We start from the raw sequence: 24537 nt of genomic DNA, 5'->3' as shown, positions 1-24537 counted from the left end.
GCACCGCCGGCGGTCACGGAGCCCGCGAGCACGAGCGGGGCCAGGCCCGCGCGCGCCGCGTAGATCGCCGCGGTGTATCCCGCGGGACCGGACCCGACGACGATCAGGTTCTGAACGGCTGACTGCTCGGTCACGTGCTGCTCCTCGATGCTCGGTGCGTGGCGGCCGACCACGCGAGAGTGTGAACGCCGCCGGGGCGGCTTCTGTTCCACGGTACGGGTGTCGGTCACGCTACGGGCACCGGGCGGCCGGCGTGTACGTCGTCCACCGGGTGCGACGGGCCAGTCCGTCCCGCGTGCTCGTCGGGTCCCCCGGTCGGGCTTCTGCAACGGCTCACACGTCAGGGCTCGCGAGACGGCGCTTCCCGCCGGCTCACCGCCGTGGGCTCCCGTGACGGTGCCGACCTCGCCGGGCTCGCCGTGAGCTCCGAGACGGACGCACTCCTCGCCGAGTCCCACGGCGGGCGTCTTTCTCGCCGAGTCCCACGGCGGGCGTCTTTCTCGAGCGACGGCGTCTGCCGACCACCCGCACGCGCCACTCCGCGGCACGACGACGCGTGGCTCAGCGTGTCCGGGCCCGCTCGCGACGCGAACCCGCACACGGAGAGCCCGTCAGAGACCCAGACCCGGACCAGACCGGGAGCTCGGACGTGGACCCGGACCCGGACCCGGACCCGGGTCCAGACTCAGACCGGACCTAGACTCAGACCCGGAATCAGACCCGGAATCAGACCCGGAATCAGACCCGGAATCAGACCCGGAATCAGACCCGGGTCCGGAATCAGACCCGGAATCAGACCCGGGTCCGGACTCAGACCCGGAATCAGACCCGGAATCAGACCCCGCGCGACCCGGGACCGGGCTCAGGAGACGAGGATCTCGTTGATCTCCGCGCGGTACTCGCCGGACGGGTTCTGGGGCAGCTCGGTGAACCACAGCACGATGGACTCCGCCTCGACGGGCTGGTCGAACGAGAACTCGACGCCCGGCGCGAGGGGCCCGGACGCGAGCACCTCGCCGTCGGTCGGGGCGTCGGGGCTCGTCGCGCGGATCTCGACGTTCCCGCCGGTCACGGCGGTGTCGAGCACGACGGTGGAGACGGGTGCCTTCTCCTCGAGCGTGACCGCGAACCCGATGCCGGTGCGCAGGCCGGCGAAGTTCGCGGCGTTGTACCGGCGCGAGATCCAGGTCGTGTCGGGCTGCTGGTCGTAGGCGAGCGGGGCGAGCTCGGGGTGCTCGCCGTCGTTGTTGCCGCCGGCGTCGCCCTCGGGGTCGAGCGCCTCCCCGGACGCGATGACGGGCCGGACCTCCGTCACGGGGGGAGCCTCCTGCCCGGCGTCGGTTCCTTCGCCGCCCTCGCCCGCGGACGGCTCGCCCGGTTCCTCACCGGTCTGCTCCTCGCCCGCCTGCAGGGCGGGGCCGAACCCGTCGAACGCGGTGTTGACGGCCCACACGACGCCCCACACCACGAGGCCGAGGACGAGCAGGAGGACGATCGGCGTGGCGTTGAAGCGTCGCGGACCGCGGCGCCGGGGAGCGGGTTCGCTCCACGCCTGCGGGGCTTCGGCCGGGGTCGGCTCGCCCGTCGCGTAGGCGAGCGGCGCGGTCCCGGCGTCGTACCCCGTCGGGGGCGGGGGCACGGCGTGGCTGCCCGGTGCGGCGACGGGCGTCGGCGGCGGGATCGCGGGCGGCGGGACGGCCTGGGTCGCGCCGGTGTAGGCCGCAGGCCCCGCCGAGCCGGGGACCGCGCCCACGCGGTGGATGCGTCCGGTCGTGGGACGGCGGACGGGCGGGGCGGGCGGCGGCGTCCCGGGAGGGGCGCTCGTCGCGCCGTCGAACGCGCTGCGCACGGACTGGCGGCTCACGCCGGCCGCGGCGGGCTGGACGAACGCGGGGAGCGCCGCGACGACGGAGACCTCGCCCCACGGCTCGACGGCCGCGACGACGTCGGCGGGCGACGCCGGGCCGTCGCCCGGTGCGGCTGCGGTCCACTCGTCCGCGGTGCCTCGCGCGCCCGAGAACGTCGCGGTGCAGAGCGCGTCGAGCTCCGCCGGGACGTCGGGGCGCACGGCCGAGAGGGGGAGCACGTCGTCCCCGGCGCGCTGCGCGGGGAGCGGGTGGATGGCGTCCTGCGCGATCCACGGGACGTCGAGCGAGGGCCCGGGCCAGCGGGCCGTCATGGCGTAGTAGAGGAGCGCGACGAGCCCGACGGCGTCGGCGCGCGACGTGCGGTCGGCGTCGTGCTGGTCGTGCCCGGCCACGCCCGCGTCGAGCCCGAGCCCCGTGACGAGGACGCGGCTCCCGTCGACCCGGACGGCGTCGGGCCGCAGCGCCAGGTGGTGCACCCCGCGGCGGCGGGCGACCTCCAGGGCGGCGGCGGCCTCGCCGACGATCGCGCGCGCCTGCTGCGGGTCCACGATGCCGCCCGCGACGACCTCGCTCAGCGTGATGCCCGTGTACCGCTCGGTCACGACGTAGGCGACGTCGTCCTCCGACCCGACGTCGAGGACGCGCGTGAGGCGCGGGTCGACGACGAGAGCGGCGCGCCGTGCGGAGTCCAGCGCCTCGGCGACGTGCGCGCCGCTGACGAGCGAGACCCGGACGGGCCGGTCGAGGATCTGGTCGTGCGCCGACCACGCGGTCACGTCGGACAGGTCTGACGCGAGCTGCTCGTCGAGCCGGTACCGCGCGACGAGCAGTGTTCCTGGGGCCACGCCGTTCACCGGACCTCCTCCGTGGGACTCGTGGTCGACACACCATGGTACGCGGGCCCTGATTGCCCTCGTATCACCCGATCTGCTCCGGGCGCCGCCGCGCGGCCCGTGGGAGGGCTCACCGGCGCACGAGTCGCCGGACGCGGCGCACGACCGGGCCGGCGAGCTGGTCGAGCTCGCGCACGCGCATGAGCTTGAGGCCGCCCGCGTACACGAGGGTCATGACGACGCCGGCGACACCCACGAGCACGACCGACTCCCACCAGGAGAGCCCGTAGATGCCGTCGGTGGCGTCGCCCGTCACGACCACGAACGCACGGAGCACGCCCCACCCGGCGACCGCGCTCACCCCGGCCGCGAGCACGGCCTTGACGTGCAGGCGCAGGATGCGGGCGCCGTCGAGCCCCTGGAGCGTCCGGCGCAGGCCGACGGTCCGCAGGGCGACGGCCACGACGTTGGACAGGCTCATCGCGAGGCCGATGCCCACGACCCAGAAGGGGGGCGTGAGCACCTGCGTCGCGAGCCACGACACGCCGACGAGCACGATCGTGCCCGGGACCTGGATCCAGAAGACGGTCTTGCCGTCCTCGAACGCGTAGTAGACCCACTTCATGAGCACCATGCCGCCCAGCGGCACGAGGCCGAGCGCCATGGCGCGCAGCACCATGGACACGGCCTCGCCCGACGCGGCGTCCACCGACGGGACGAGCAGCTTGGTGACGGGCAGCGCGAGGACCACGAGCACCGCCGTCGCGAACACCGTGAACACGCCGACGGTCCGCACGCCGCGCGAGAGGTCGTGGCGCACGCGGGCGAGGTCGCCCGCGTGGGCCGCGGCGCTCATGCCGGTGAAGAGCGCGGTCGCGATCGACACGGTGACGAGGGAGTGCGGCAGCAGGTAGATCATCAGCGCCTGCGTGTACGCCGCGTTGCCGGCGACGGCCAGGGAGCCGGAGAACGCGTCGGGCGCGCCGGTGACGAGGCCCGTGACGGCGCCGAGCGTCCCGGGGTCGTCCCGGTAGGGGCCGAACGTGCGGGCGAGCGCGGCGCGCGGCGCCTCGCTCGCGAAGCGCGTGGTGAACAGGACGCCGACCTGCTCGAGGAGGACCGCGGCGAACGTCCACAGGGCGACCTGGCCCGCGGAGCGCAGGCCGATGCCGCGCAGGCCGAACCGCACGTGCCAGCGGAACCCGGCCCGCCACAGCGGCAGGACGAGGATGAGCGCCTGCGCGGCGACGCCGAGCGTCGCGGTCCCGGCGAGGAGGGCGATCTTCGTGGCGTCCCACTGCGTGAGGTCGTCGACGTTCCCCACCGCCGCCGGGCCGTAGAGCGCGATGAACGCGCCGAACCCGACGATCGACACGACGTTGTTGAGGACCGGCGCCCACATGAACGGCCCGAACTGCCCGCGCGCGTTGAGCACCTGGCCGAGCAGCGTGTAGAGCCCGTAGAAGAACAGCTGCGGCGTGCACCAGAACGCGAACGCGACGGCGAGCGACGTCTGGGGTCCCGTCCACCCCGGCCCGGTGTACAGCGCGACGAGGATGCTCGACCCCGCCGTGAGCAGCGCCGAGAGCGCGAGGAGGATGACGCCGGACAGCGTGAGCAGCTTGTCGAGCCGCTCCTGCGTGTTGTGGGCGCGGTACGCGCGGACGATCTGCGGCACGAGCACCGCGTTGAGGACGCCGCCCGCGAGGATCGCGAAGAGGACGTTGGGGATCTTGTTCGCGACGTCGAACGCGTCGGCGACCAGGCCGGTCGTCCCGATCGCGGCGACGAGCAGGACGTTGCGGACGAGGCCGAGGCCGCGCGAGACGAACGTGCCGGACGCCATGAGCGCGGACGACCGGCCGAGCCCGCCCTTGCGCGGCGCCGGGGCGTCGGTCGCGCCCGCCTCCGCGGTCTCGTCGGGCGTCCCGGGTGCGGCCGGGTCGCCCGGGAAGGCGCCGGCGGGCACGGTCGTGTCGCGCGCGGTCCCGGGTCGGGGCCCGCGCCCCGCGCCGGTCGGACGCACGTGCCGCGGCTGGTCCGGGCTCACTCGCGGCGCCCCTCGTCACGACGCGCGGGCCCGTCGGGGGCGGTGGCCGTCGCCATCCGCCCGGGCTCGGGCGACGTCGCGGCAGCCTGCCCGGGCGTGCCGGCCTCTCCGGGCGTCGCGGACGTCGCACCCTGCCCGGGCGCGGCGGGCTGGTCCACCGTGGCACCTGCCAGACGGCGCGGCGACCGTCCGCGCCGCACGGTGCGCCAGATCCCGGCGACGAGGGCGATCCCGAGGAGCACGGCCACCACGACCGTCCCCACGGACTCCCAGTCGGCGCGGACGCGCACCACGAACTCCTGCGGCTCCGCGACACGCACCTGCGGCTGCGCCGCGCTCACGAGCTCGACCTCGACGGTGACGTTGCCGCTCCCGAACCCCTCGACCGGGACGCCGACGCTCGTCTCCGTGGCCACGAGGTCGCCGTCGTCGTCGCGCGTCGCCGCGGGGATGGTCACGGTCCGCCGCTCGGGCGCTCGCAGCCGGGGGTCGTCGGGGCGCAGCACGACCTGCACCGTCGCGTCCTGCTCCAGGGTGCTGCGCACGCGGACCGGGAGGTCCTCCTGCTCCGCGACGAAGAGGAACGGGGCACGCGTCTGCACCGACAGGCTCTGCCGGACCGCGCCCGACCGCTGCTCGGCGTGCTGGACGGCGAGCACGCGCAAGGGCTCGGCCGCGCGGAACGCGACGGCCGTGGGCGTGACGAAACCGGGCTCGAGCGGGCTCGTGACCGTCGCGGGGTCGGCCACGACCGTCGCGAACGCCGCCAGGTCCGCCCGCGAGCGGTCGAGCGCGCGCAGCTGCGCCTCGGTGATCTCGCCCGCGCCCGGCACGTCCCGCGGCAGGGGCGTCCGCTCGACGTCGGGCGGCACGGAGGCGAGGAGCTCGTCGACGGGGGCGAGCTCGACCCAGGGGGCCGACCGCAGCGCGTCGAGGCGCGCGGAGAAGAGGGAGGGCTCGGGGTCCCACGTGCGCGGCAGAGCGACGAGGACGTGGCGCTGCTCGGCGGGGCGCTCGCGCGCGATCACCGCGGTCTCGGCGAGGACGCGCTGCGTCGCGCTCACGCCCGAGCCGTCGCCGGCCGAGAGCAGCGCCGTGAGCACCGGGTCGGCGACGAGGGCCGTGACCGGCCCCGCGTCCGTGGTCACCTGCGCGACGCCCGAGGGGGTGTAGGTCAGCGACTCGTCGGGGACGAGCCCGCCCGGGCCGACGATCGTCGAGGTCGCGCCCGACGCCGCGGCGAGGGTCGTCGTCGCGAGGTCCGGCACCGCGTCGCCGGGCCAGGCGAGGTCGGTGCGCCACCCGGCCGTCAGGTCGCCGGGAACCGCGGAGCCCGTGGTGTCGCCCGTGCCCGTCGCGGACCCGTCCGTCCCGGCATCCGCGTCCCCGCTGCCCGCGTCCCCCGCGGACGCGTCCTCCGACTCCTCGCCGGACCCGCCCGCGGAGTCGCCGCCGACATCCTCGCCCGAGCCGTCCCCGGAGCCTGTCGTGGACCCGTCCTCGGTGTCCGCGGACCCGTCCTCGGCGTCCGTGGACGCGGGGTCCGACCCGGACGAGCCGGGGTCCGACGGCGGCGCAGGGAGCGGCGTCCCCTCGGGCAGGGGCAGGCCGGCGTGCGCGAACGCGGAGACGTCGGGGTCGTAGGCACGCAGGGCGAACGTCGAGCGTCCCGCGGACGCGGCCCGGACGTCGTCGGCCCACGCGGTCACCGCGGGGTCCTCGGCGCCCGCCGCGGCGGCGAGCAGCGCGGGGTCCGCGACCCATCCGACCTCGGTCGCCTCCGCGGTCGCCGCGAGCAGGCGCCCGAGCCGGCCCTCGGCGCCGGTCGCCGCAGCGAGCGCGTCGTCGTACGCCGTCGGGTCGGGGTCGACGGGCGGGCCCGTCATCGCCGCGACCACGCTGAGCCGGACGGTCGTCACGTCGCCCGACGGCGCCCACAGGACGAACGTGCGCTGGACCGCGAGGCGCGCGCCGGCGTCGGACACCGTGACCGACACGCCGCGCGGGCCCCACGAGCTCCCCGCGTTGAGGTTGAGCTCCGCGACCGGCACGGAGAGCGTGACGTCGGCGCTCGCGCCGGGGGCGAGCGGCCCGCCCAGGTCCTCGCTCGTGACACCGATGCCCACGCGCCCGTCGACCCCCGTCGTCGCCCAGCTCTCGAGCGCCGAGCGGGTCGCGAGCGCGCGCCCGTCGATGCCGAGCGCGACGGTGGGCGCCGCGAGCGTCTCGGCCGTCCCGTTGGTGACGCGCGCCGCCAGGGTCAGGGTGTCGCCCGGGACGAGCCGGGTCGGCTGCAGCGAGGTCACCTCGACCGTCACCGCGTCGTCCGCCTCCTCCGTGGCCCGCGGGACGGCGGCCGTGGCCGGCGCCGCCGCGACGCCGCCGAGGACCGCTCCGCCCACCACGACCAGCAGCACGACCAGGACGACGAGGAGTCGCGCGGGCGGGGCGAGGAGCGGGGCCGGCGCGGCGCCGCGAGGGCGCGCGCCGCTGCTGGGGGAGGGCGTCATGAGTGGTCGGTCGAGCTCCGTGGGGCGGGCGGGGCCGGGCCGCCGCGGCCGTCGTGCGGACGGCCGGGCGAGCGGACGATCGTCCGGGTCACCCTACTCTCGACCACCCCGTGGAACCGCGTCCGCCGGCCCTCGAGCACGCTGTGCGCGACGGCCGCGATCCGCCGCTCGTTGGGGTACGCGAGCCGGTCCGGGAGATCCACGACCGGGACCCACGCCACGTCCTCCGCCTCGCCGTCCGGGTCGCCCTCGACCGTGAGGTAGCCGCCCGTCGCGCGCAGGAGGAAGTGGTGGACGACCTTGTGCACACGGCGGTCGTCCCCCGTGAACCAGTAGTCGATGACCCCGAGCGGCTCCTGCACCGCGCCCCGGATGCCCGTCTCCTCCGCGATCTCGCGGACCGCCGCCTCCTCCGGCGTCTCCTCGCCCTCGAGGTGCCCCTTCGGCAGGCACCACTCGAGACGACCGCCGCGGTTCCGCCGCGCGATGACCGCCGCGCACGGCTCGCCGCCCAGCACGGTGATGACGAGCCCGCCCGCCGAGACCTCGTCCACCACCGGCAGCGGCGCCGGCGCGGGGGCCGGTCGGGAGCGCGGGTCGATGCGCAGGGCGTGACCGCCCGGCGGGGCCGGCACCGGCGGGGAGTGCCCGGGCCCGCTGCCGCTCCCGCCCACCGGATCCCTCCGGGGGTCGTCGGCGCGCGCAGGGGTGGACATGTCCCAACTTTACCGAGTGCGGGCGCACCCTCCCGGGAGCCCGTCCCGGGCGGGGGCGGCGCATCTGGCAGGCTTGGTTGCCGTGCCCCACCCTTCGTCCCCCCAGCCGACCCCTGCAGCGCTCGAGCTGCAGCGCCGGGCCCTCGCCGTGCTCACCGAGATGGCGCCCGCGGCGATCGAGCTCGGCGAGGCGTTCCGCTCCGCAGGCCACGAGCTCGCGCTCGTCGGCGGACCGGTCCGCGACGCGTTCCTCGGCCGGGCCAGCAACGACCTCGACTTCGCGACGTCCGCGTCCCCCGACGAGAGCGAGGCGATCCTCGCGCGCTGGGGCGACGCGCACTGGGACATCGGCAAGGAGTTCGGCACCATCGGCGCCAAGCGGTTCGGCCGCAGCGGGCCGGGCGACGAGCTCGTCGTCGAGGTCACGACGTACCGCAGCGACGAGTACGACCCCGCGTCGCGCAAGCCCGTCGTCGCGTTCGGCGACACGCTCAAGGGCGACCTGTCGCGCCGCGACTTCACCGTCAACGCGATGGCCGTGCGCGTCCCCGACATGACGTTCGTCGACCCGTTCGACGGGCTCGGCGACCTCGCCCGGCGCGTGCTGCGCACCCCGATCGCCCCCGAGCGCTCGTTCGACGACGACCCGCTGCGCATGATGCGCGCCGCGCGGTTCGCCGCCCAGCTCGGGTTCGACGTCGACGGCGGCACCCTCGCAGCGCTCGTCCTCATGACCGAGCGCATCGAGATCGTGTCCGCCGAGCGCGTGCGCGACGAGCTCTCCAAGCTCCTGCTCGCGGCGTCGCCGCGCCGCGGCCTCGAGGTGCTCGTCGACACCGGCCTCGCCGACCACGTGCTGCCCGAGCTCCCCGCGCTCAAGCTCGAGATCGACGAGCACCACCGGCACAAGGACGTCTACGAGCACTCCCTCACCGTGCTCGACCAGGCCATCGCCCAGGAGACCGGGCCCGACGGCGCCGTCCCCTCCCCCGACCTCGTGCTCCGCCTCGCCGCGCTCCTGCACGACGTCGGCAAGCCGCCCACGCGCCGGTTCGAGGACGGCGGCGGCGTCAGCTTCCACCACCACGAGGTCGTCGGCGCCAAGATGGTCGCCAAGCGGCTCAAGGCGCTGCGGTACGACAAGCAGGTCGTCAAGGACGTCGCGCGCCTCGTCGAGCTCCACCTGCGGTTCCACGGCTACGGCGACGGCGCGTGGACCGACTCCGCCGTGCGCCGGTACGTGACCGACGCCGGCCCGCTCCTCGAGCGCCTGCACCGCCTCACGCGGGCCGACTGCACGACGCGCAACCGGCGCAAGGCCCAGCGCCTGCGGGAGTCCTACGACGACCTCGAGCGCCGCATCGCCGACCTCCAGGCCAAGGAGGAGCTCGACGCCGTCCGCCCCGACCTCGACGGGCAGCAGATCATGGCGATCCTCGGGATCCGGCCCGGCCCGGTCGTCGGGCGCGCGTACAAGCACCTGCTCGAGCTGCGCCTCGACCGGGGCCCCGTCGACGAGGAGACGGCGCGAGCGGACCTGCTGCGGTGGTGGGGGGAGCAGCCGGAGTCGTCGGCGTCCTGAGCCCGTCCCGCGTCGGCTCCCGACTCGCCGTCGTCCCGTCCGTCCCCCGGGGCGTCCCGCGCGTGGAGCGACGAGGCGTTCCCTGGACAGGGAACGGCACGGGTGCCGTGATCCGGTGATCACGGCACCCGTGCGATGCGGCGGGCTCGGGTCAGGCGTCGTCGGTCGCGACGGCGGCCTCGACCGGGGCCGAGTCGGCCGGGACGTCCGCGGTGGTGGCCTCTGCCGGGCCGTGGCCCGGGCCGTGCGGCTGGGCCGGGGAGCGGCGCAGCAGGAACGACAGGCCGACGGCCACGAGCATGACCGCCGTGCCCCACACGAACGCGTCGCCGACGCCCTCGGCGAGCGCGACCCGCGGGGACGCGCCGGCGTCGGCGTACGCGAGGGAGCGCGTCGTCATGACGGCGACGAACATCGCCGTGCCCGCGGCGCCCGCGAGCTGCTGCACGGTGCCGATCGACGCCGAGCCGTGCGAGTACTGGTGCGGAGCCAGCGCCGACAGGGCGGACGTGAACAGCGGCGTGAACATGAACGCGAGGCCCAGGCTCAGCGTGACGTGGAGCGCCAGGACGAACCACGGCGAAGACGTCGCGTGGATCGTCGTGAACGCGGCGAGCGCGACCGCGACGACGCTCACGCCCGGGATGACGAGCGGGCGCGGGCCCACGCGGTCGTAGAGCCGCCCGACCGTCGGGCCGAGCAGACCCATGAGCAGCCCGCCGGGCAGCACGATGAGCCCGGTCGCGAGCGGCTCCAGACCCATCGCGTCCTGCAGGAACAGCGGCAGGAGGATCAGCGAGCCGAACATCGCGACCATGCCGACGGCCATGATGCCGAGCGGCACGCTGAACCCGCGCTGCGTGAAGACCCGCAGGTCGAGCAGCGCCCGGTTCTCGCGCTGGAGCACGAGCTGGCGCCAGACGAACGCGCCGAGCGCGAGCGCGCCGAACGCGATCGGGACCGCCGGCGGGACGACCGGCGTGTGCCGCGCCGCCTCGCCGATGCTCGACAGGCCGTACACGAGGCCGCCGAATGCGAACGCGGCCAGGACGAGCGAGAACGGGTCCAGGCGGGAGTGTGTACGGTCGGCGACGTCCCGGATGTACAGGAAGCCGAGCAGCAGCGCGACGAGCGCGATCGGCAGCACGATTCCGAACACCCAGCGCCAGCTCAGCGAGTTGAGGATGAGCCCCGACAGCGACGGGCCGAGGGCCGGGGCGGCCGCCATGACGATCGAGATGTTGCCCATGATCTTGCCGCGGATCGACGGCGGCACGAGCGTCATGATCGTCGTCATGAGCAGCGGCATCATGACCGCCGTGCCCGACGCCTGCACCACGCGGCCGACGAGCAGCCACGCGAAGCCGGGTGACACCGCGGCGAGGAGCGTGCCCGCGCTGAACAGCGACATCGCGAGCAGGTAGGCGCCGCGCGTCCCGAGGCGCTGCAGCAGGAAGCCGGTCGCCGGGATGACGACCGCCATGGTGAGCATGAACGCCGTCGTGAGCCACTGGCCCGTGCTCGCCGTGATGCCGAGGTCCGCCATGAGCGGCGCGAGCGCGACGCTCATCGTCGTCTCGTTGAGGATGACGACGAACGCGGAGCCCAGGAGCAGGGCGATGACGAGGAAGTCGGCACGGGGGAGCCGGTCGACCGGCGTCGAGGTGTCGTGGGTGGAGGGGGCTGTCACGGGGTCTCCGCTCGCGTCGGTGGCGGCCCGGGCCCGTGTCGGACCCGGTCGGGGGCAAGGTGGGCTGCGCGGGGGCAGCACGGGGTCGCGTGCGCTGCACGCGACGACGGTGTCTGTTCTCGGTCGACGGGCCGCAGGAGTCGGCGGGCCCGGGGACGGTGCGTGCGGCGTCGGCCACGACGATCCGTACCCTGTACGACCACTCGACATCCTGCGTTATTCCCGGCCCCTCTGACGACCCCTTTTCCGGGTGGAAGTCATCGGTTCCGCGGCGGGCGGAATCCGGCGCGACGGACGCCGGGCGGAGCGTCAGGCGACGGTCGTGCCCGGGGTCGGCGCGGCGTCGGGCACGGCGTCCCCCTCGACCTCCGCCGGGGTGCGGGCCCCGCGCAGCCACAGCACCGCCGCCGTCGCGACGTACGCGACCGCGAGGGCGACGAACACCGGCCGCGACCAGCCCGTGTCCGGGAGCGTGAACGCGGCGAGCGCCGCCGCGCCGACGAAGGCCGCGTTGTACAGGACGTCGTAGAACGCGAACGCACGACCCCGGAACGCGTCGCCCGTGTCGCGCTGCACGATCGTGTCCACCGCGATCTTCGTGCCCTGCGCCGCCAGGCCCAGCAGCGCCGCCGCCGTGTAGACCACGGCCCGCTCCGGCGTCGTCACGAGCAGCAGCTGGCTCGCCGCCGCGAGCAGCAGCATGATCGCGATCCACGCCTGCGGACCCGTGTAGCGCGACAGGACAGGCGTCAGCACAGCGGCCCCCGCGCCCCCGACGCCCGTGAGCCCGACGACGAGCCCGAACGTCACGAAGCCCGCGTCCTGGTCGCCCGGGTTGAGGAGGTTGCGCGACATGAGGATCGACGCGATGAACACCACGCCGTAGAGGAACCGGTGCGTCGCCATCGCGAGCAGCGCCTGCCCCGGGGTGCGTCGCGCCACGAGGTACCGGGCGCCGTCGACCAGACCGCGCGCGACCCGGGCGATCTCCGAGCGGATCGCCGACTCCGCCGGCCGCTCCGGCCCGAGCTGCGTGCGCCCCAGCCGCAGCGCGAGCAACGACGCCACGCCGAACACCACCGCCGCGCACACCAGCGCGGACGAGTCCTTGACCCGACCCGGGTCGAACGCGAGCCCGAGCACCACGCCGACGCCGCCGCCCACGAACGCCGCGCCCGCCCCGAGCGTCGGCGTCAGGGCGTTCGCCGTGAGGAGCAGCGGGCCGTCCACCACGCGCGGCAGACCCGCGGACAGCCCCGCCAGGAGGAACCGGTTGACCGACAGCGCCGCCAGACCGAGCGCGTAGATCCACGCGCTCACCCCGCCCGTGAGCATGAGCGCCGCCATGCCCAGCGTGATCACCACCCGCACCGCGTTGCCCCACGCGAGCACCTGCCGCCGCTGCCAGCGGTCGAGGAAGACGCCCGCGAACGGACCGACGATCGTGAACGGCGCGAGCATCACCGCGAACGCACCCGCGATCGCCGCGGCCGTCCCCTGCGACTCGGGGGAGAAGAACAGCAGCGACGCCAGGCCGACCTGGAACATGCCGTCGCCGGCCTGCGACACGAGCCGGACCGCGAACAGCCTGCGGAAGCCGCTCAGGCGCAGCAGCGCCCGCAGCTCGGAGATCACACCCACGCGTTCACCCTACGTTCGTCGTCGTGCGGCCGGACATGCGGTGGTCCCCCGCACCGGGCGGGGTGTCCGACGGCGGTCCGTCGCCCGGTATCGGTCCGTCGCCGCCCTGGGGTCGGGCGACCGACGTCGGTCGGTCGCCTTGGAGGTCGGGCGGGGAGGCGCGCCGCGTCTTCCATCCGCCGCTCGTCCCTCGCGGCTCCCGCCAGACCCACCACGACGCGGCGCGCCTCCCCGCCCTCCCGCGGCACGTCACCTCGGGCGGTGGGCGGCCCGTGGACCGGTCCGCCGGGAGGCCTGTGCGCGGGAGAGCCCTGGCACCCGTCGTGGGCGCCAGGGCTCTCTCCGCGGTGGTCGGCGGTCGGATCAGCGGACCGGGCGCCGCAGACACCTCAGGTCAGCGCTCGACCATCCCGGTCGCGCTGTCCTTGCGCTCCGCTCCGGGCGAGTGCCTCGTCCCTCGGCCCTCACCCTGCACGTCGCTCCAGGTCAGCGCTCGACCTCACCGGCGATGAAGGCCTCGAGCTGCGCGCGGCCCTTCGTGTCCTCCATCTGGACCGGCGGGGACTTCATGAAGTACGTCGAGGCCGAGAGGATCGGGCCGCCGACGCCGCGGTCCTTCGCGATCTTCGCGGCACGGACGGCGTCGATGATGATGCCGGCGGAGTTGGGGGAGTCCCAGACCTCGAGCTTGTACTCCAGGTTCAGCGGGACCTCGCCGAACGCGCGGCCCTCGAGGCGCACGTACGCCCACTTGCGGTCGTCGAGCCACGCGACGTAGTCCGACGGGCCGATGTGGACGTTGCGGTCCTCCTTCTTGCCGCCGAGCGGGCCCTCGAGGTTCGAGGTCACGGCCTGCGTCTTGGAGATCTTCTTGGACTCCAGGCGCTCGCGCTCGAGCATGTTCTTGAAGTCCATGTTGCCGCCGACGTTGAGCTGGTAGGTGCGGTCCAGCACGACGCCGCGGTCCTCGAAGAGCTTGGCGAGCACGCGGTGCGTGATCGTCGCGCCGACCTGCGACTTGATGTCGTCGCCGACGATCGGGACGCCGGCCTGCTCGAACTTCGCGGCCCACTCCGGGTCGGACGCGATGAAGACGGGGAGGGCGTTGACGAACGCGACGCCCGCGTCGATCGCGGCCTGCGCGTAGAACTTCGCGGCCTCCTCGGAGCCCACGGGCAGGTAGCAGACGAGCACGTCGACCTGCGCCTCGCGCAGCGCGGCGACGACGTCGACCGGCTCCGCGTCCGACTCCTCGATCGTCTGCGCGTAGTACTTGCCGACGCCGTCGAGGGTCGGGCCGCGCTGGACGGTCACGCCGAGCGGCGGGACGTCCGCGATCTTGATCGTGTTGTTCTCCGAGGCGTTGATCGCCTCCGAGAGGTCGAAGCCGACCTTCTTCGCGTCGACGTCGAACGCCGCCACGAACTCGAGGCTCGACACGTGGTAGTCGCCGAACTGCACGTGCATCAGACCCGGCACGGTGCTGCTCGGGTCGGCGTCACGGTAGAAGTGCACGCCCTGGACGAGGGACGATGCGCAGTTGCCTACGCCGACGATGGCGACGCGGATGGAGGTCATCCTCGCTCCTTGGTGTTCGTTGTTCCAGGGTCCTCGGGACGCCTCGCGCCGTCGGGCTCCTGCTCGGATGGTTCCGCAGGATGCGGGGTGCTGCTGGTCCGTGCGCGCGTGGTGCCCCGGGAGTGCCCGGAGCTCCGGTCGCGCTCGGTGGTGATGAGACCGTCGAGCCAGCGCACCTCGCGCTCGACCTGCTCGAGTCCGTGACGTTGCAGCTCGAGCGTGTACTCGTCGAGCCGCTCGCGGGTGCGAGCCGCGGACTCCCTGACCGCCTCCAGCCTCTCGGTGAGCCGGGTGCGCCGGCCCTCGAGGATGCGGATGCGGGTCTCGGCGTCCGTCTGCGCGAAGAACGCGAACCGGACGTCGAAGCTCTCGTCCTCCCACGCGGCCGGCCCGGAGGAGGCCAGCACGCTCTGGAGGTGCTCCTTGCCCTCGGCCGTCAGCTCGTAGACGATCCGCGCGCGCTTGCCCGAGAGGGCGGGCGCGAGCGTCGACTGCGCGGCGGACTGCTCGGTGCCGGTGATGAGCCCGCGGGCCACCAACGACTTGAGGGCGGGGTACAGCGAGCCGTACGAGAGCACGCGGAACGACCCGAGCATGAGGTTGAGCCGCTTGCGCAGCTCGTACCCGTGCAGGGGCGACTCCTTGAGGAGGCCGAGGATCGCGGTCTCGAGCACGGGCGTCCTGCTGCGCACGATCCCACCTCCCCGACGCTCGTTCGGCGTGCCCCGGCGGGACTCGCTGTGACGTGATGTGACTCGATGTATCGAGTCGATACATCGACAGGTTAGGTCGTCTCGATGCGTCGTGCAATCCTGCGGGACGGTGGCGCGCCGCGCCACAGATGTGAAGGACCCGCGGAGGGGGCGGGACGCCGCGGCGAATCAATGGCGCACGATTCGCCCGGCGGGGGGCGTGAGCCCTTGTGGGCGCAGGACGACGCCCTATTGTTCAGGGTGGTCCGGCGTGTGCCGACCCCTGTGCCCGACGGCGGCCCCCGCACCCGAGGCGGGGACCTCGCCGCGGGAGGGCGGTCGCCACGGCGGGCCGCGAGCGGGCACCGCGACCGCGGCCCTCGCTCTCCGACGCCCCCCAGAGGAAGGTAGACCGTGGCGCGATCCACGAGGACGAAGGGACGGACGACCCCGCGCGGGCGCCGTCGGTTCTTCGACTACCCGCGCTCGCGCGTCAAGGGCTTCCGCCGCTGGCTGCCGTCGTGGCGCGTCGTCGTCGGGACCATGCTCACCGGCGTGGCGCTCGTGGCGGGCGTGGCCGTCGCCGCGTGGTTCACGACCGACGTCCCGACGAAGCTCCCGAGCGTCGGCGCGCAGACCTCGACGGTCTACTGGGGCGACGGCACGACCGAGATGGGCACGTACGCCGTCGAGAACCGCGAGATCGTCGACTTCGAGACCCTGCCCGACTACGTGGGCAACGCGGTCGTCGCGTCCGAGGACCGCACGTTCTGGACGAACTCGGGCGTGGACGTCCGCGGCATCGCGCGCGCCTTCTACAACAACATCAAGGGCGGCGGGCGCCAGGGCGCCTCGACGCTGACGCAGCAGTACGTCGAGCGGTACTACACGAGCACCGTCACGGACTACGCGGGCAAGGCCCGCGAGGCGATCCTCGCGCTGAAGATCACGCAGCAGCAGGACAAGTCCGAGATCCTCGGCAACTACCTCAACACCATCTACTTCGGCCGCGGCGCGTACGGCATCCAGGCGGCCGCGCAGAAGTACTACGGCGTCAACGCCGCCGACCTCACGGTGTCGCAGGCGGCCATGATCTCGGGCATCATCCCGAGCCCCACGAACTGGGACCCCGCCAACAACCCGGAGCAGGCCGAGCACCGCTGGAAGCGCTCGCTCGACAACATGCTCGAGGACGGCCACATCGACAAGGCCCAGTACGACGAGGCGATCGCCGGCGGGTTCCCCATGGCGATCGAGTACGTGAAGTCGGACAAGTACGCCGGCCCGACCGGCTACCTCCTCGCGATGGTCGAGGAGGAGCTCGCGAGCGAGAGCATCGACATCTCCGAGGACGACCTGACGAGCAAGGGCTACAAGATCACCACGACGATCGACCCGGCGATGCAGAAGGCCGCGGTGGAGACGATCGACACGCTCCCCCAGGAGAGCCGCGGCGACGAGAACCCGGTGTCCCCGAACCTGCGCGCCGCGCTCGTGTCGATCGACCCGAACGACGGTTCGATCCGCGCGCTCTACGGTGGCGCGAACTTCCTGGAGAACCAGTACAACAACGCGACCAGGGGCGCGGCCCAGGGTGGATCGACGTTCAAGCCCTTCACGCTCGTCGCCGCGCTCGAGGACGGGCACACGCTCGACGAGCGCTTCGACGGGAACTCGCCCAAGACCTTCCCCGGCGCGAACGACGGAGGGGACTGGAAGGTCCGCAACTTCGGAGACGCCGACTGGGGGAACATCGACCTGGTCAAGGCGACCGCGCAGTCGGTGAACACCGCCTACGCCGAGCTGAACATCGAGGTCGGGCCGGAGAAGACGGCGGACGTCGCGACGCGCCTCGGCATCACCGACGGCAAGGTCGGCAGCAACGCCGCGAACGTGCTCGGTGACGCGACCGTCACGCCGCTCGAGCTCACGAACGCCTACGCGACCCTCGCGGCGCAGGGGATGCGGTCGACACCGCACATCATCGCGAACGTCGTCGACGCCCGTGGCAACCTCGTCTACCAGGCACCGGGCGCGGACAAGCGCACCCCCGTGTTCGACGCGGACGTGATGGCGGCCACGACGTACGCGCTGTCCCAGGTCGTCGAGGAGGGTTCGGGCAAGCCCGCGCAGGCCATCGGCCGCCCGGCGGCGGGGAAGACCGGTACGTCGACCGCCAACAAGTCGGCCTGGTTCGCCGGGTTCACCCCGGGCCTCGCGACCGTCGTCGGCCTGTACCAGTCGGGCCCGGAGGGCGAGCAGGAGGACATCACGCCGTTCGGCAGGTGGGTCGGCGACGAGATCACGGGTGGTTCGTGGCCGGTCGAGGCGTGGACGTCGTACATGCAGACCGCGGCGGCGAACCTGCCCGTCGGCGAGTTCCCGACGTACACGCCGCCGAAGCCGCAGCTGCCCGAGGAGACCCCGACGCAGGAGCCGACCGAGGAGCCGACGGAGGAGGAGACGCCGGACGAGCCGGAGCAGCCGGAGCAGCCGGAGAACGTCACGGTGCCCGCCGACCTCCAGGGGCGGACCGTCGACGACGCCAAGGCAGCGCTCAGGGCCCTCGGTCTCAAGTGGGCGGTCACCGAGGAGTTCTCGGAGGAGCCGCGCGGCATCGTCATCAAGGCGGGCTCTGCGGGAGCGGAGGTGCCGCCGGGCTCGACGATCGCGCTCGTCGTCTCGAAGGGACCGGACCCGGGGCAGCAGCCCGAGGACCCGGACCCGACGGACCCGCCGACGGGCGACCCGACCGATCCCGGTGACGGGAACGGCGGCCCGGGTGGCGGTGGTCCGGGCGGTGGCGGCGGTCCCGGTGGCGGCGGCGGCCCGGGATCGGGCGGCTGACCCCGGCAGTGCCGCAGATTTCCGGGGGCCCGCGCCGAGCGGGTACCCTGGGGAGCTGCCGTCCGCGCGTCGGGCGGCAGCAGCACGAATGCATGAACCCTCCTGTCACGGAGAGACCGTGACCGCGAAGACCAGAGGAGGTGGGTTATCCGCATGCGTCAGTACGAACTGATGATCATCCTCGACCCCGAGATCGAGGAGCGCACCGTCGCCCCGTCGCTCGACAAGTACCTGTCGGTCATCAAGACCGACGGCGGCACCGTCGACAAGGTGGACATCTGGGGTCGTCGCCGCCTGGCGTACGACATCAAGAAGAAGTCCGAGGGCATCTACGCGGTCGTCGACTTCACGTCGACCTCCGACACCGCCAAGGAGCTCGACCGCCAGCTCGGCCTGAACGAGGCCGTCCTGCGGACGAAGATCCTGCGCACGGACGCTCGCTGATCCTCCCGCTTCCCCCGTTCGACCCGTCCTCCACCGGACACCGCACGCCGTAGCGCGTGTGGGCGCCGCGTGATGGGATGAGCCGACGCGAGAGGCGTACGAGCACGAACGCGACGACGTAGACGACACACACGAAGGAGCTGGCCATGGCAGGTGACACCGTCATCACGGTGATCGGGAACCTCACGGGAGACCCGGAGCTGCGTTTCACCCCCTCGGGTGCGGCGGTGGCCAACTTCACGGTGGCGTCGACGCCGCGGACCTTCGACCGCCAGGCGAACGAGTGGAAGGACGGGGACACCCTGTTCATGCGCTGCTCGATCTGGCGCGAGGCCGCGGAGAACGTCGCGGAGTCGCTGACGAAGGGCATGCGCGTCATCGTGCAGGGCCGCCTCGTCCAGCGCTCGTACGAGACCCGCGAGGGGGAGAAGCGCACCGTCGTCGAGCTGCAGGTGGACGAGATCGGTCCGTCCCTGCGCTACGCCTCCGCGAAGGTCACCCGCGCCCAGCGCTCGGGTGGCGGTGGCGGTGGCGGCGGCTTCGGCGGCGGTGGCGGCTACGGAGGTGGCGCCAACTCCGGTGGCGCCTCCGGCGGCGGATTCAGCTCCGGCGGCGGTCAGCAGCAGAGCGACGACCCGTGGGCCACGGCTGGTCCCGCGTCGTCCGGTGGCTCGTTCTCCGACGAGCCCCCGTTCTGATCGTCCGCCACTCCCAGAACACACACCCGTCCCCGCGGGTGCCGCACCGCCCGACGGTGCGGACCGCGCGCGGGGATCGCACCTTGTAGAGGAGCAACACCATGGCGAAGCCTGTGGTGCGCAAGCCCAAGAAGAAGTCCAACCCGCTGAAGTCGGCCAAGATCGAGTCGGTCGACTACAAGGACACGGCGCTGCTGCGCAAGTTCATCTCCGACCGCGGCAAGATCCGCGCGCGTCGCGTGACCGGCGTCTCCGTCCAGGAGCAGCGTCAGATCGCCCGTGCGGTGAAGAACGCGCGCGAGATGGCGCTGCTGCCGTACACGTCGACGGCACGCTGAGCGGGGAGGGGAAGAACTCATGGCCAAGCTGATCCTGACCCACGAGGTCACCGGTCTCGGTGAGCCCGGCGACGTCGTCGAGGTGAAGGACGGGTACGCCCGTAACTACCTCGTCCCGCGCAAGCTCGCCACGCCGTGGTCCAAGGGCGCCGAGTCGCAGGTGACTGCGATCCGCAAGGCGCGCAAGGCCCGCGAGATCGCGTCGCTCGACGACGCGAAGGCGATCCGCGACTCGCTGCAGTCGAAGCCGGTCGTCGTGCCCGCGAAGGCCGGCAACGCCGGTCGTCTCTTCGGCGCCGTGACGACGGCGGACATCGCGTCCGCGGTCGCCGCCGCCGAGGGCCCGTCGATCGACAAGCGCAAGATCGAGATCGGCCAGCCGATCAAGGCGACGGGGGACTACACGGTCTCCGTCCGCCTCCACCCGGAGGTCTCCGCGACCCTCGCGGTGAAGGTCGTCGCTGCCTGATCTGCTGCTGAGCAGTCCGAAGGCCCGGTCCCTCCTCGGAGGGGCCGGGCCTTCGTGCGTCCCGGGTCACGCCGTCCCGGTGACCATCCACGCGGTGCCACGGGCGCGCAGCCCGGTCGTGACGGCGCGCGCCGCCATGAAGACCCCCGCGAAGGCGAGCCACAGCCACGCGAGACCCGCCGCGCCGTCGGGCGCCCAGTGCCGCACGGCGAGGGCGGCGGGGGCGTAGACGACGAGCGTGAGCATCCCGGCCCACGCGAGGAACCGCCCGTCGCCGGCGCCGATGAGGACGCCGTCGAGCACGAACACCCACCCGGCCATCGGCATGAGCACCCCGCACACGGCCATCCCCACGGCGACGGCGGCGCGCACGTCCGGGTCGGACGTGAACAGGAGCGCGAACCACCAGCCGCCCGCGGCCATGACGACGCCGATCGCGGCCCCCGCGGCGACGCCCCACTGCAGGGTGCGGCGCAGGACGGCGCGGACGCGCGGGACGTCGTCGGCCCCCAGGCCGTGGCCGACGAGCGCCTGGGCGGCGATTGCGAGGGCGTCGAGCGCGAACGCGGCCAGGCCCCAGACGGACGTGACGACCTGGTACCCGGCGAGCGTGACCTCCCCGAGCCCGGTCGCGACGAAGACCGTCAGCAGGATGGCGAGGCGCAGGGACAGCGTGCGGACGAAGAGCGGAACGCCCGCGCGTGCGTTGGCCCAGATGCCGCCCGCCGCGGGCCGCAGGGACGCACCGTGCCGGCGCGCCCCGCGCACCACCACGACGACGAGGACCGCGCCCATCGTGAGCTGCGCGACCGCCGTGCCGATGCCGGACCCGGCGATGCCCAGCCCGGCCCCGTAGACGAGGACGACGTTGAGGACGGCGTTGAACGAGGCTCCGCCGGCGGCGACCCACAGGGGGGTGCGCGTGTCCTGCATGCCGCGGAGCACGCCCGTGGACGCGAGGACGAGGAGCATGCCCGGCAGGCCGAGCGCCGACCAGCGCACGTAGACCACGGCGTGCTCGGCGACCGCTCCCGCGCCGCCCATCGCGCCGACGGCCCACGGCGCGGTCGTCCACAGGGCGGCGGCGAGGGCGACGCCCAGCCCGAGGGCGAGCCACAGGCCGTCGATGCCCGACTGCAGGGCCTCGCGCACGTGCCCGGCACCGATGCGGCGCGCGACGGCGGCCGTGGTCGCGTAGGCGAGGAACACGCACAGGCCGACGAGTGTGACGAGGAGGGTCGAGGCGAGGGAGAGCCCGGCGAGCTGCGCGGTGCCGAGGTGGCCGACGACGGCGCTGTCGACGAGGACGAAGAGCGGCTCGGCGACGAGCGCGCCGAGCGCGGGGACGGCGAGCGCGAGGATCTCGCGGTCGAGGCGCGACCGCCCCCGCCGACCTGTGGACGACGACGCGGGGGCGACGACGTCCCCGTGCCGACCCGGGTCGCCGGACGGCTCCCGGCGTGTCGTCGGCGTGTCGTCGGACTTTCTTTCTTCCACACCCCTGAGGGTAGTGATGCACCTGGTCAGCGGCCGCTCACGGTGATGTACACAGGGAGATCGTGAGTTTGTCCACACCGTTTTCCACCGGGTGTGCACAGCGTGGAGGACTGTGTCCACAGGATCGGGGGTCCCTGTCCACCGGGCGTGCACAGGGTCGTTTGCAGGGTGTCCGAGCGCGATCTAGTGTCGCGGGGTCGTGCCTGTCGGAGGCGGGAGGTGCGGCCACCGGGACAGTCGTGTGGGTGGCCCGCTGTAGAACACGTGTACGACGAAGGGTGGTCCCGACCGCGCGGCCCACGAGGGTCGTCGCGGACTCGGGGGAGCGAGGGGCGCATGTCGATCGAGGAGCTCGAGGAAAGCTACGGAGGGCCGGGTCCGTCCGGGTTCGACCGGACGCCGCCCCAGGACGTCGCGGCGGAGATGAGCGTGCTCGGCGGCATGCTCCTGTCGAAGGACGCGATCGCCGACGTCATCGAGCAGATCCGCGGCTCCGACTTCTACCGCCCCGCGCACGAGATCGTGTACGAGGCGATCATCGACCTCTACGGCCGCGGCGAGCCGGCCGACGCGATCACCGTCGTCGCAGAGCTCACCAAGCGCGGCGAGCTCCAGCGCATCGGCGGCGCCCCCTACATCCACGACCTCATGGCCGGCGTCCCCACCGCCGCGAACGCCGGGTACTACGCCCGCATCGTGCGCGAGCGCGCCGTCCTGCGGCGCCTCGTCGAGGCCGGCACGCGCATCGTGCAGCTCGGCTACGCGACCGACGGCGGCGACGTCGACGAGATCGTCAACAACGCCCAGGCCGAGGTCTACGCCGTGACCGAGCGCCGCACGACCGAGGACTACCTGCCGCTCGCCGAGATCCTCGGGCCCACGTTCGACGAGATCGAGGCCGCCCAGGGCCGCGGCGAGGGCATGACCGGCGTCCCCACCGGCTACTCCGACTTCGACCGGCTCACCAACGGGCTCCACCCCGGCCAGATGATCGTCGTCGCTGCGCGACCCGCTATCGGCAAGGCGCTCGCGCTGGACACGCCGCTCCCGACGCCGTCGGGCTGGACGACGATGGGTGACGTCGCCGTCGGTGACCTGCTCCTCTCCGCGGACGGGACGCCCACGCGCGTCGTCGCCGCGACGGAGGTCATGGTCGACCGCCCGTGCTACGAGGTCGAGCTCGACGACGGCACGGTGATCGTCGCGGACGCCCAGCACCAGTGGGTCACCTCGACCCGCGCCCAGCGGCGCGCGGTGCGATCCGGCGTGATGCCGGAGTCGTCCGTGCGGACGACCGAGGAGCTCGCCGCCACGCTCCGGACGGCGACGGCCGACCAGCGCACGAACCACTCCATCGTCACCGCGGCGCCGCTCGACCTGCCCGACGCGGACCTCCCGATCCACCCGTACGCACTCGGGGTGTGGCTGGGCGACGGCAGCTCCCGACGTGCCGAGTTCACCTCGGCCGACCCCGAGATCGCGATGCGAATCGAAGGTCTTGGGTACGTCGCACGGGCGAAGGGCAGTGCGGAGGGCCGCGCGCGGGCGTACACCATGCTTCTGCCCGAGAACGGCACGATGGAGGGTCGGCTGCGGACACTCGGGGTGCTGTCGAACAAGCACATCCCGGCTGCGTACCTCCGTGCGAGCGAGTCCCAGCGCCGGGACCTCCTGGCGGGGTTGCTCGACACGGACGGCACCGTCATGCCGCAGGGCAGCGTCCAGATCAGTCTGACGAACGAGCGTCTCGCGCGCGGGACGCGTGAACTCATCCTGTCGCTCGGGTACCGCACGGGTTGGTCGACGAAGACCGTGAAGGGGCGGACCGCGGCGTCGTCGACGGCGTACACGATCACCTTCACGACCGAGGACGACGTCTTCTGGCTGGAGCGCAAGCGCCTCGCCCACAAGGAGCGTCGCCGTCCGGGCACCGCGCGGCTCACGTCACGGTTCGTCGTCGACGTCCGCCGGGTCGAGTCGGTGCCGGTGCGCTGCGTCGAGGTCGACCATCCCTCGCACCTGTACCTGGCAGGACGATCGATGGTGCCGACGCACAACTCCGTGCTCGGCATCAACGTCGCGACGCACGCCGCGGTGCACCACCAGATGGCGTCCGTCATCTTCTCCCTGGAGATGAGCCGCAACGAGATCACCATGCGTCTTCTCGCCGCGGAGGCCAAGGTGCCGCTCACCCGGATGCGCTCCGGGAAGATGGACGACCAGGACTGGCAGAAGCTCGCGGCCACCATGGGCAAGGTCGCCGAGGCGCCGCTGTTCATCGACGACTCCCCGAACATGTCGCTCATGGAGATCCGGGCCAAGTGCCGGCGTCTCAAGCAGCGGCACGACCTCAAGCTCGTCGTGATCGACTATCTCCAGCTCATGAGCTCCGGCAAGCGCGTCGAGTCGCGCCAGCAGGAGGTCTCCGAGTTCTCGCGTGCGCTCAAGCTGCTCGCGAAGGAGCTCGAGGTGCCGGTCATCGCGATCTCGCAGCTCAACCGTGGTCCGGAGCAGCGTGGCGACAAGAAGCCCCAGATGAGCGATCTGCGTGAAAGTGGCTCGATCGAGCAAGACGCTGACGTCGTCATCCTGCTGCACCGCGAGGACGCCTACGAGAAGGAGTCGCCCCGCGCCGGCGAGGCCGACCTGATCGTGGCCAAGCACCGCAACGGCCCGACGGACACGATCACCGTGGCGTTCCAGGGCCACTACCAGCGGTTCGCCGACATGCAGATGTAGTCGGCGTCTGTCGACGTGCAGCCTAGATTGCACGCCTCTCCACCTATGTTACATGACCGCGGCTTTATCGTCGCATGGCAGACACTTGGGTTAGCGCTGCCGGGATAGGTCGGCGCAAGGTGGCGCTGTGGTGGGCCGAGGCTGCCCGACAGTGGTCGGCCGCCGGTCGGCCCTACCGGGTGCAGCGGACCTCTTGGTGTGCGCCTGGAGCGGTGCCATACTCGCAGGTGCACCCCATGACCCGGTTGCGGGTGCCTGGCCACAGTTCCTCGGCTTCGGCCGTGTGGCTCACGAGCGGCGAACTGACCAACCCGCTCGTGGCTCGGGCTGACCGACCCGACATAG

The 24537-nt window shown here is 73.2% G+C and carries 16 protein-coding genes and 1 pseudogene; 7 read left to right on the top strand and 10 right to left on the bottom strand.

Translation table 11 applies throughout. The features are described 5' to 3' along the window. From GYH36_RS19730 to GYH36_RS11880, 5 genes and pseudogenes are all read right to left on the bottom strand, one after another. Nucleotides 1–134, bottom strand: a 134-nt coding sequence (locus GYH36_RS19730) for an FAD-binding protein (RefSeq protein WP_162289944.1), incomplete at its 3' end; no start/stop codon positions are given. Nucleotides 135–862: 728 nt separating this feature from the next. Continuing rightward, entirely contained in the window at nucleotides 863–2713 is a 1851-nt protein-coding gene (locus GYH36_RS11895; protein ID WP_312028611.1) for a protein kinase family protein, read from the bottom strand. A gap of 118 nt (nucleotides 2714–2831) precedes the next feature. Further along, nucleotides 2832–4751: a murein biosynthesis integral membrane protein MurJ gene (murJ, locus tag GYH36_RS11890; RefSeq protein ID WP_024842234.1), complete on the bottom strand. Its 1920-nt coding sequence runs from the start codon at nucleotides 4749–4751 to the stop codon at nucleotides 2832–2834. Next, a complete protein-coding gene (locus tag GYH36_RS11885) occupies nucleotides 4748–7261 on the bottom strand; it encodes a DUF6049 family protein (RefSeq protein ID WP_162289942.1) in 2514 nt (837 codons plus the stop codon). Before GYH36_RS11885 ends, murJ begins: the two co-directional genes overlap by 4 nt. A 128-nt stretch (nucleotides 7262–7389) precedes the next feature. After that, a pseudogene (locus tag GYH36_RS11880) lies at nucleotides 7390–7977 on the bottom strand (NUDIX hydrolase); the annotation flags it as partial. Between GYH36_RS11880 and GYH36_RS11875 the strand changes: the two are divergent. Next, nucleotides 7976–9559 carry a CCA tRNA nucleotidyltransferase gene (locus GYH36_RS11875; RefSeq protein ID WP_162289941.1) on the top strand — a complete coding sequence of 528 codons (1584 nt, stop codon included), beginning with the start codon at nucleotides 7976–7978 and terminating at the stop codon, nucleotides 9557–9559. The pseudogene GYH36_RS11880 and the gene GYH36_RS11875 overlap by 2 nt on opposite strands. Nucleotides 9560–9710: 151 nt before the next feature. Here GYH36_RS11875 and GYH36_RS11870 read toward each other — a convergent pair whose 3' ends face one another. The 4 genes from GYH36_RS11870 to GYH36_RS11855 form a co-directional block, all read right to left on the bottom strand. Continuing rightward, nucleotides 9711–11249, bottom strand: a complete 1539-nt coding sequence (locus GYH36_RS11870; RefSeq protein ID WP_024842230.1) for an MDR family MFS transporter — start codon at nucleotides 11247–11249, stop codon at nucleotides 9711–9713. A 309-nt stretch (nucleotides 11250–11558) separates the two neighbouring features. Continuing rightward, the gene (locus GYH36_RS11865; RefSeq protein ID WP_024842229.1) at nucleotides 11559–12890 is read right to left on the bottom strand and encodes an MFS transporter; all 1332 of its coding nucleotides are present in this window, start codon (nucleotides 12888–12890) and stop codon (nucleotides 11559–11561) included. Nucleotides 12891–13376: 486 nt separating this feature from the next. Further along, nucleotides 13377–14468: an inositol-3-phosphate synthase gene (locus GYH36_RS11860; protein WP_024842228.1), complete on the bottom strand. Its 1092-nt coding sequence runs from the start codon at nucleotides 14466–14468 to the stop codon at nucleotides 13377–13379. After that, nucleotides 14465–15160, bottom strand: a complete 696-nt coding sequence (locus GYH36_RS11855) for a PadR family transcriptional regulator (RefSeq protein WP_115941517.1) — start codon at nucleotides 15158–15160, stop codon at nucleotides 14465–14467. The genes GYH36_RS11860 and GYH36_RS11855 overlap by 4 nt, the downstream gene beginning before the upstream one ends. Nucleotides 15161–15574: 414 nt before the next feature. Between GYH36_RS11855 and GYH36_RS11850 the strand changes: the two genes are divergently transcribed. The 5 genes from GYH36_RS11850 (at nucleotide 15575) to rplI (ending at nucleotide 19956) form a co-directional block, all read left to right on the top strand. Beyond that, a complete protein-coding gene (locus GYH36_RS11850; RefSeq protein WP_024842226.1) occupies nucleotides 15575–18007 on the top strand; it encodes a transglycosylase domain-containing protein in 2433 nt (810 codons plus the stop codon). A 153-nt stretch (nucleotides 18008–18160) separates the two neighbouring features. Continuing rightward, a complete protein-coding gene (rpsF, locus tag GYH36_RS11845; RefSeq protein ID WP_024842225.1) occupies nucleotides 18161–18451 on the top strand; it encodes a 30S ribosomal protein S6 in 291 nt (96 codons plus the stop codon). A gap of 146 nt (nucleotides 18452–18597) precedes the next feature. After that, entirely contained in the window at nucleotides 18598–19149 is a 552-nt protein-coding gene (locus tag GYH36_RS11840) for a single-stranded DNA-binding protein (RefSeq protein WP_162289940.1), read from the top strand. Between the two features lie 101 nt (nucleotides 19150–19250). Continuing rightward, a complete protein-coding gene (gene rpsR / locus GYH36_RS11835) occupies nucleotides 19251–19487 on the top strand; it encodes a 30S ribosomal protein S18 (protein ID WP_021481584.1) in 237 nt (78 codons plus the stop codon). Nucleotides 19488–19506: 19 nt separating this feature from the next. Continuing rightward, nucleotides 19507–19956: a 50S ribosomal protein L9 gene (gene rplI / locus GYH36_RS11830; RefSeq protein ID WP_024842223.1), complete on the top strand. Its 450-nt coding sequence runs from the start codon at nucleotides 19507–19509 to the stop codon at nucleotides 19954–19956. A gap of 66 nt (nucleotides 19957–20022) precedes the next feature. Here the strand turns inward: rplI and GYH36_RS11825 are convergent, their stop codons facing one another. Continuing rightward, the gene (locus GYH36_RS11825; RefSeq protein WP_312028613.1) at nucleotides 20023–21318 is read right to left on the bottom strand and encodes an MATE family efflux transporter; all 1296 of its coding nucleotides are present in this window, start codon (nucleotides 21316–21318) and stop codon (nucleotides 20023–20025) included. A 471-nt stretch (nucleotides 21319–21789) separates the two neighbouring features. On the opposite strand from GYH36_RS11825, the gene dnaB reads away from it, so the two are divergent. Then, nucleotides 21790–24192, top strand: coding sequence for a replicative DNA helicase (gene dnaB, locus GYH36_RS11820; protein WP_162289938.1), 2403 nt, complete (start codon nucleotides 21790–21792; stop codon nucleotides 24190–24192). The last annotated feature ends 345 nt before the right edge of the window (nucleotides 24193–24537 follow it).

This window comes from Cellulosimicrobium composti (genome assembly GCF_010287905.1).
Taxonomy (GTDB): domain Bacteria; phylum Actinomycetota; class Actinomycetes; order Actinomycetales; family Cellulomonadaceae; genus Cellulosimicrobium; species Cellulosimicrobium composti.
This window is presented reverse-complemented; position numbering and strand designations above follow the sequence as displayed.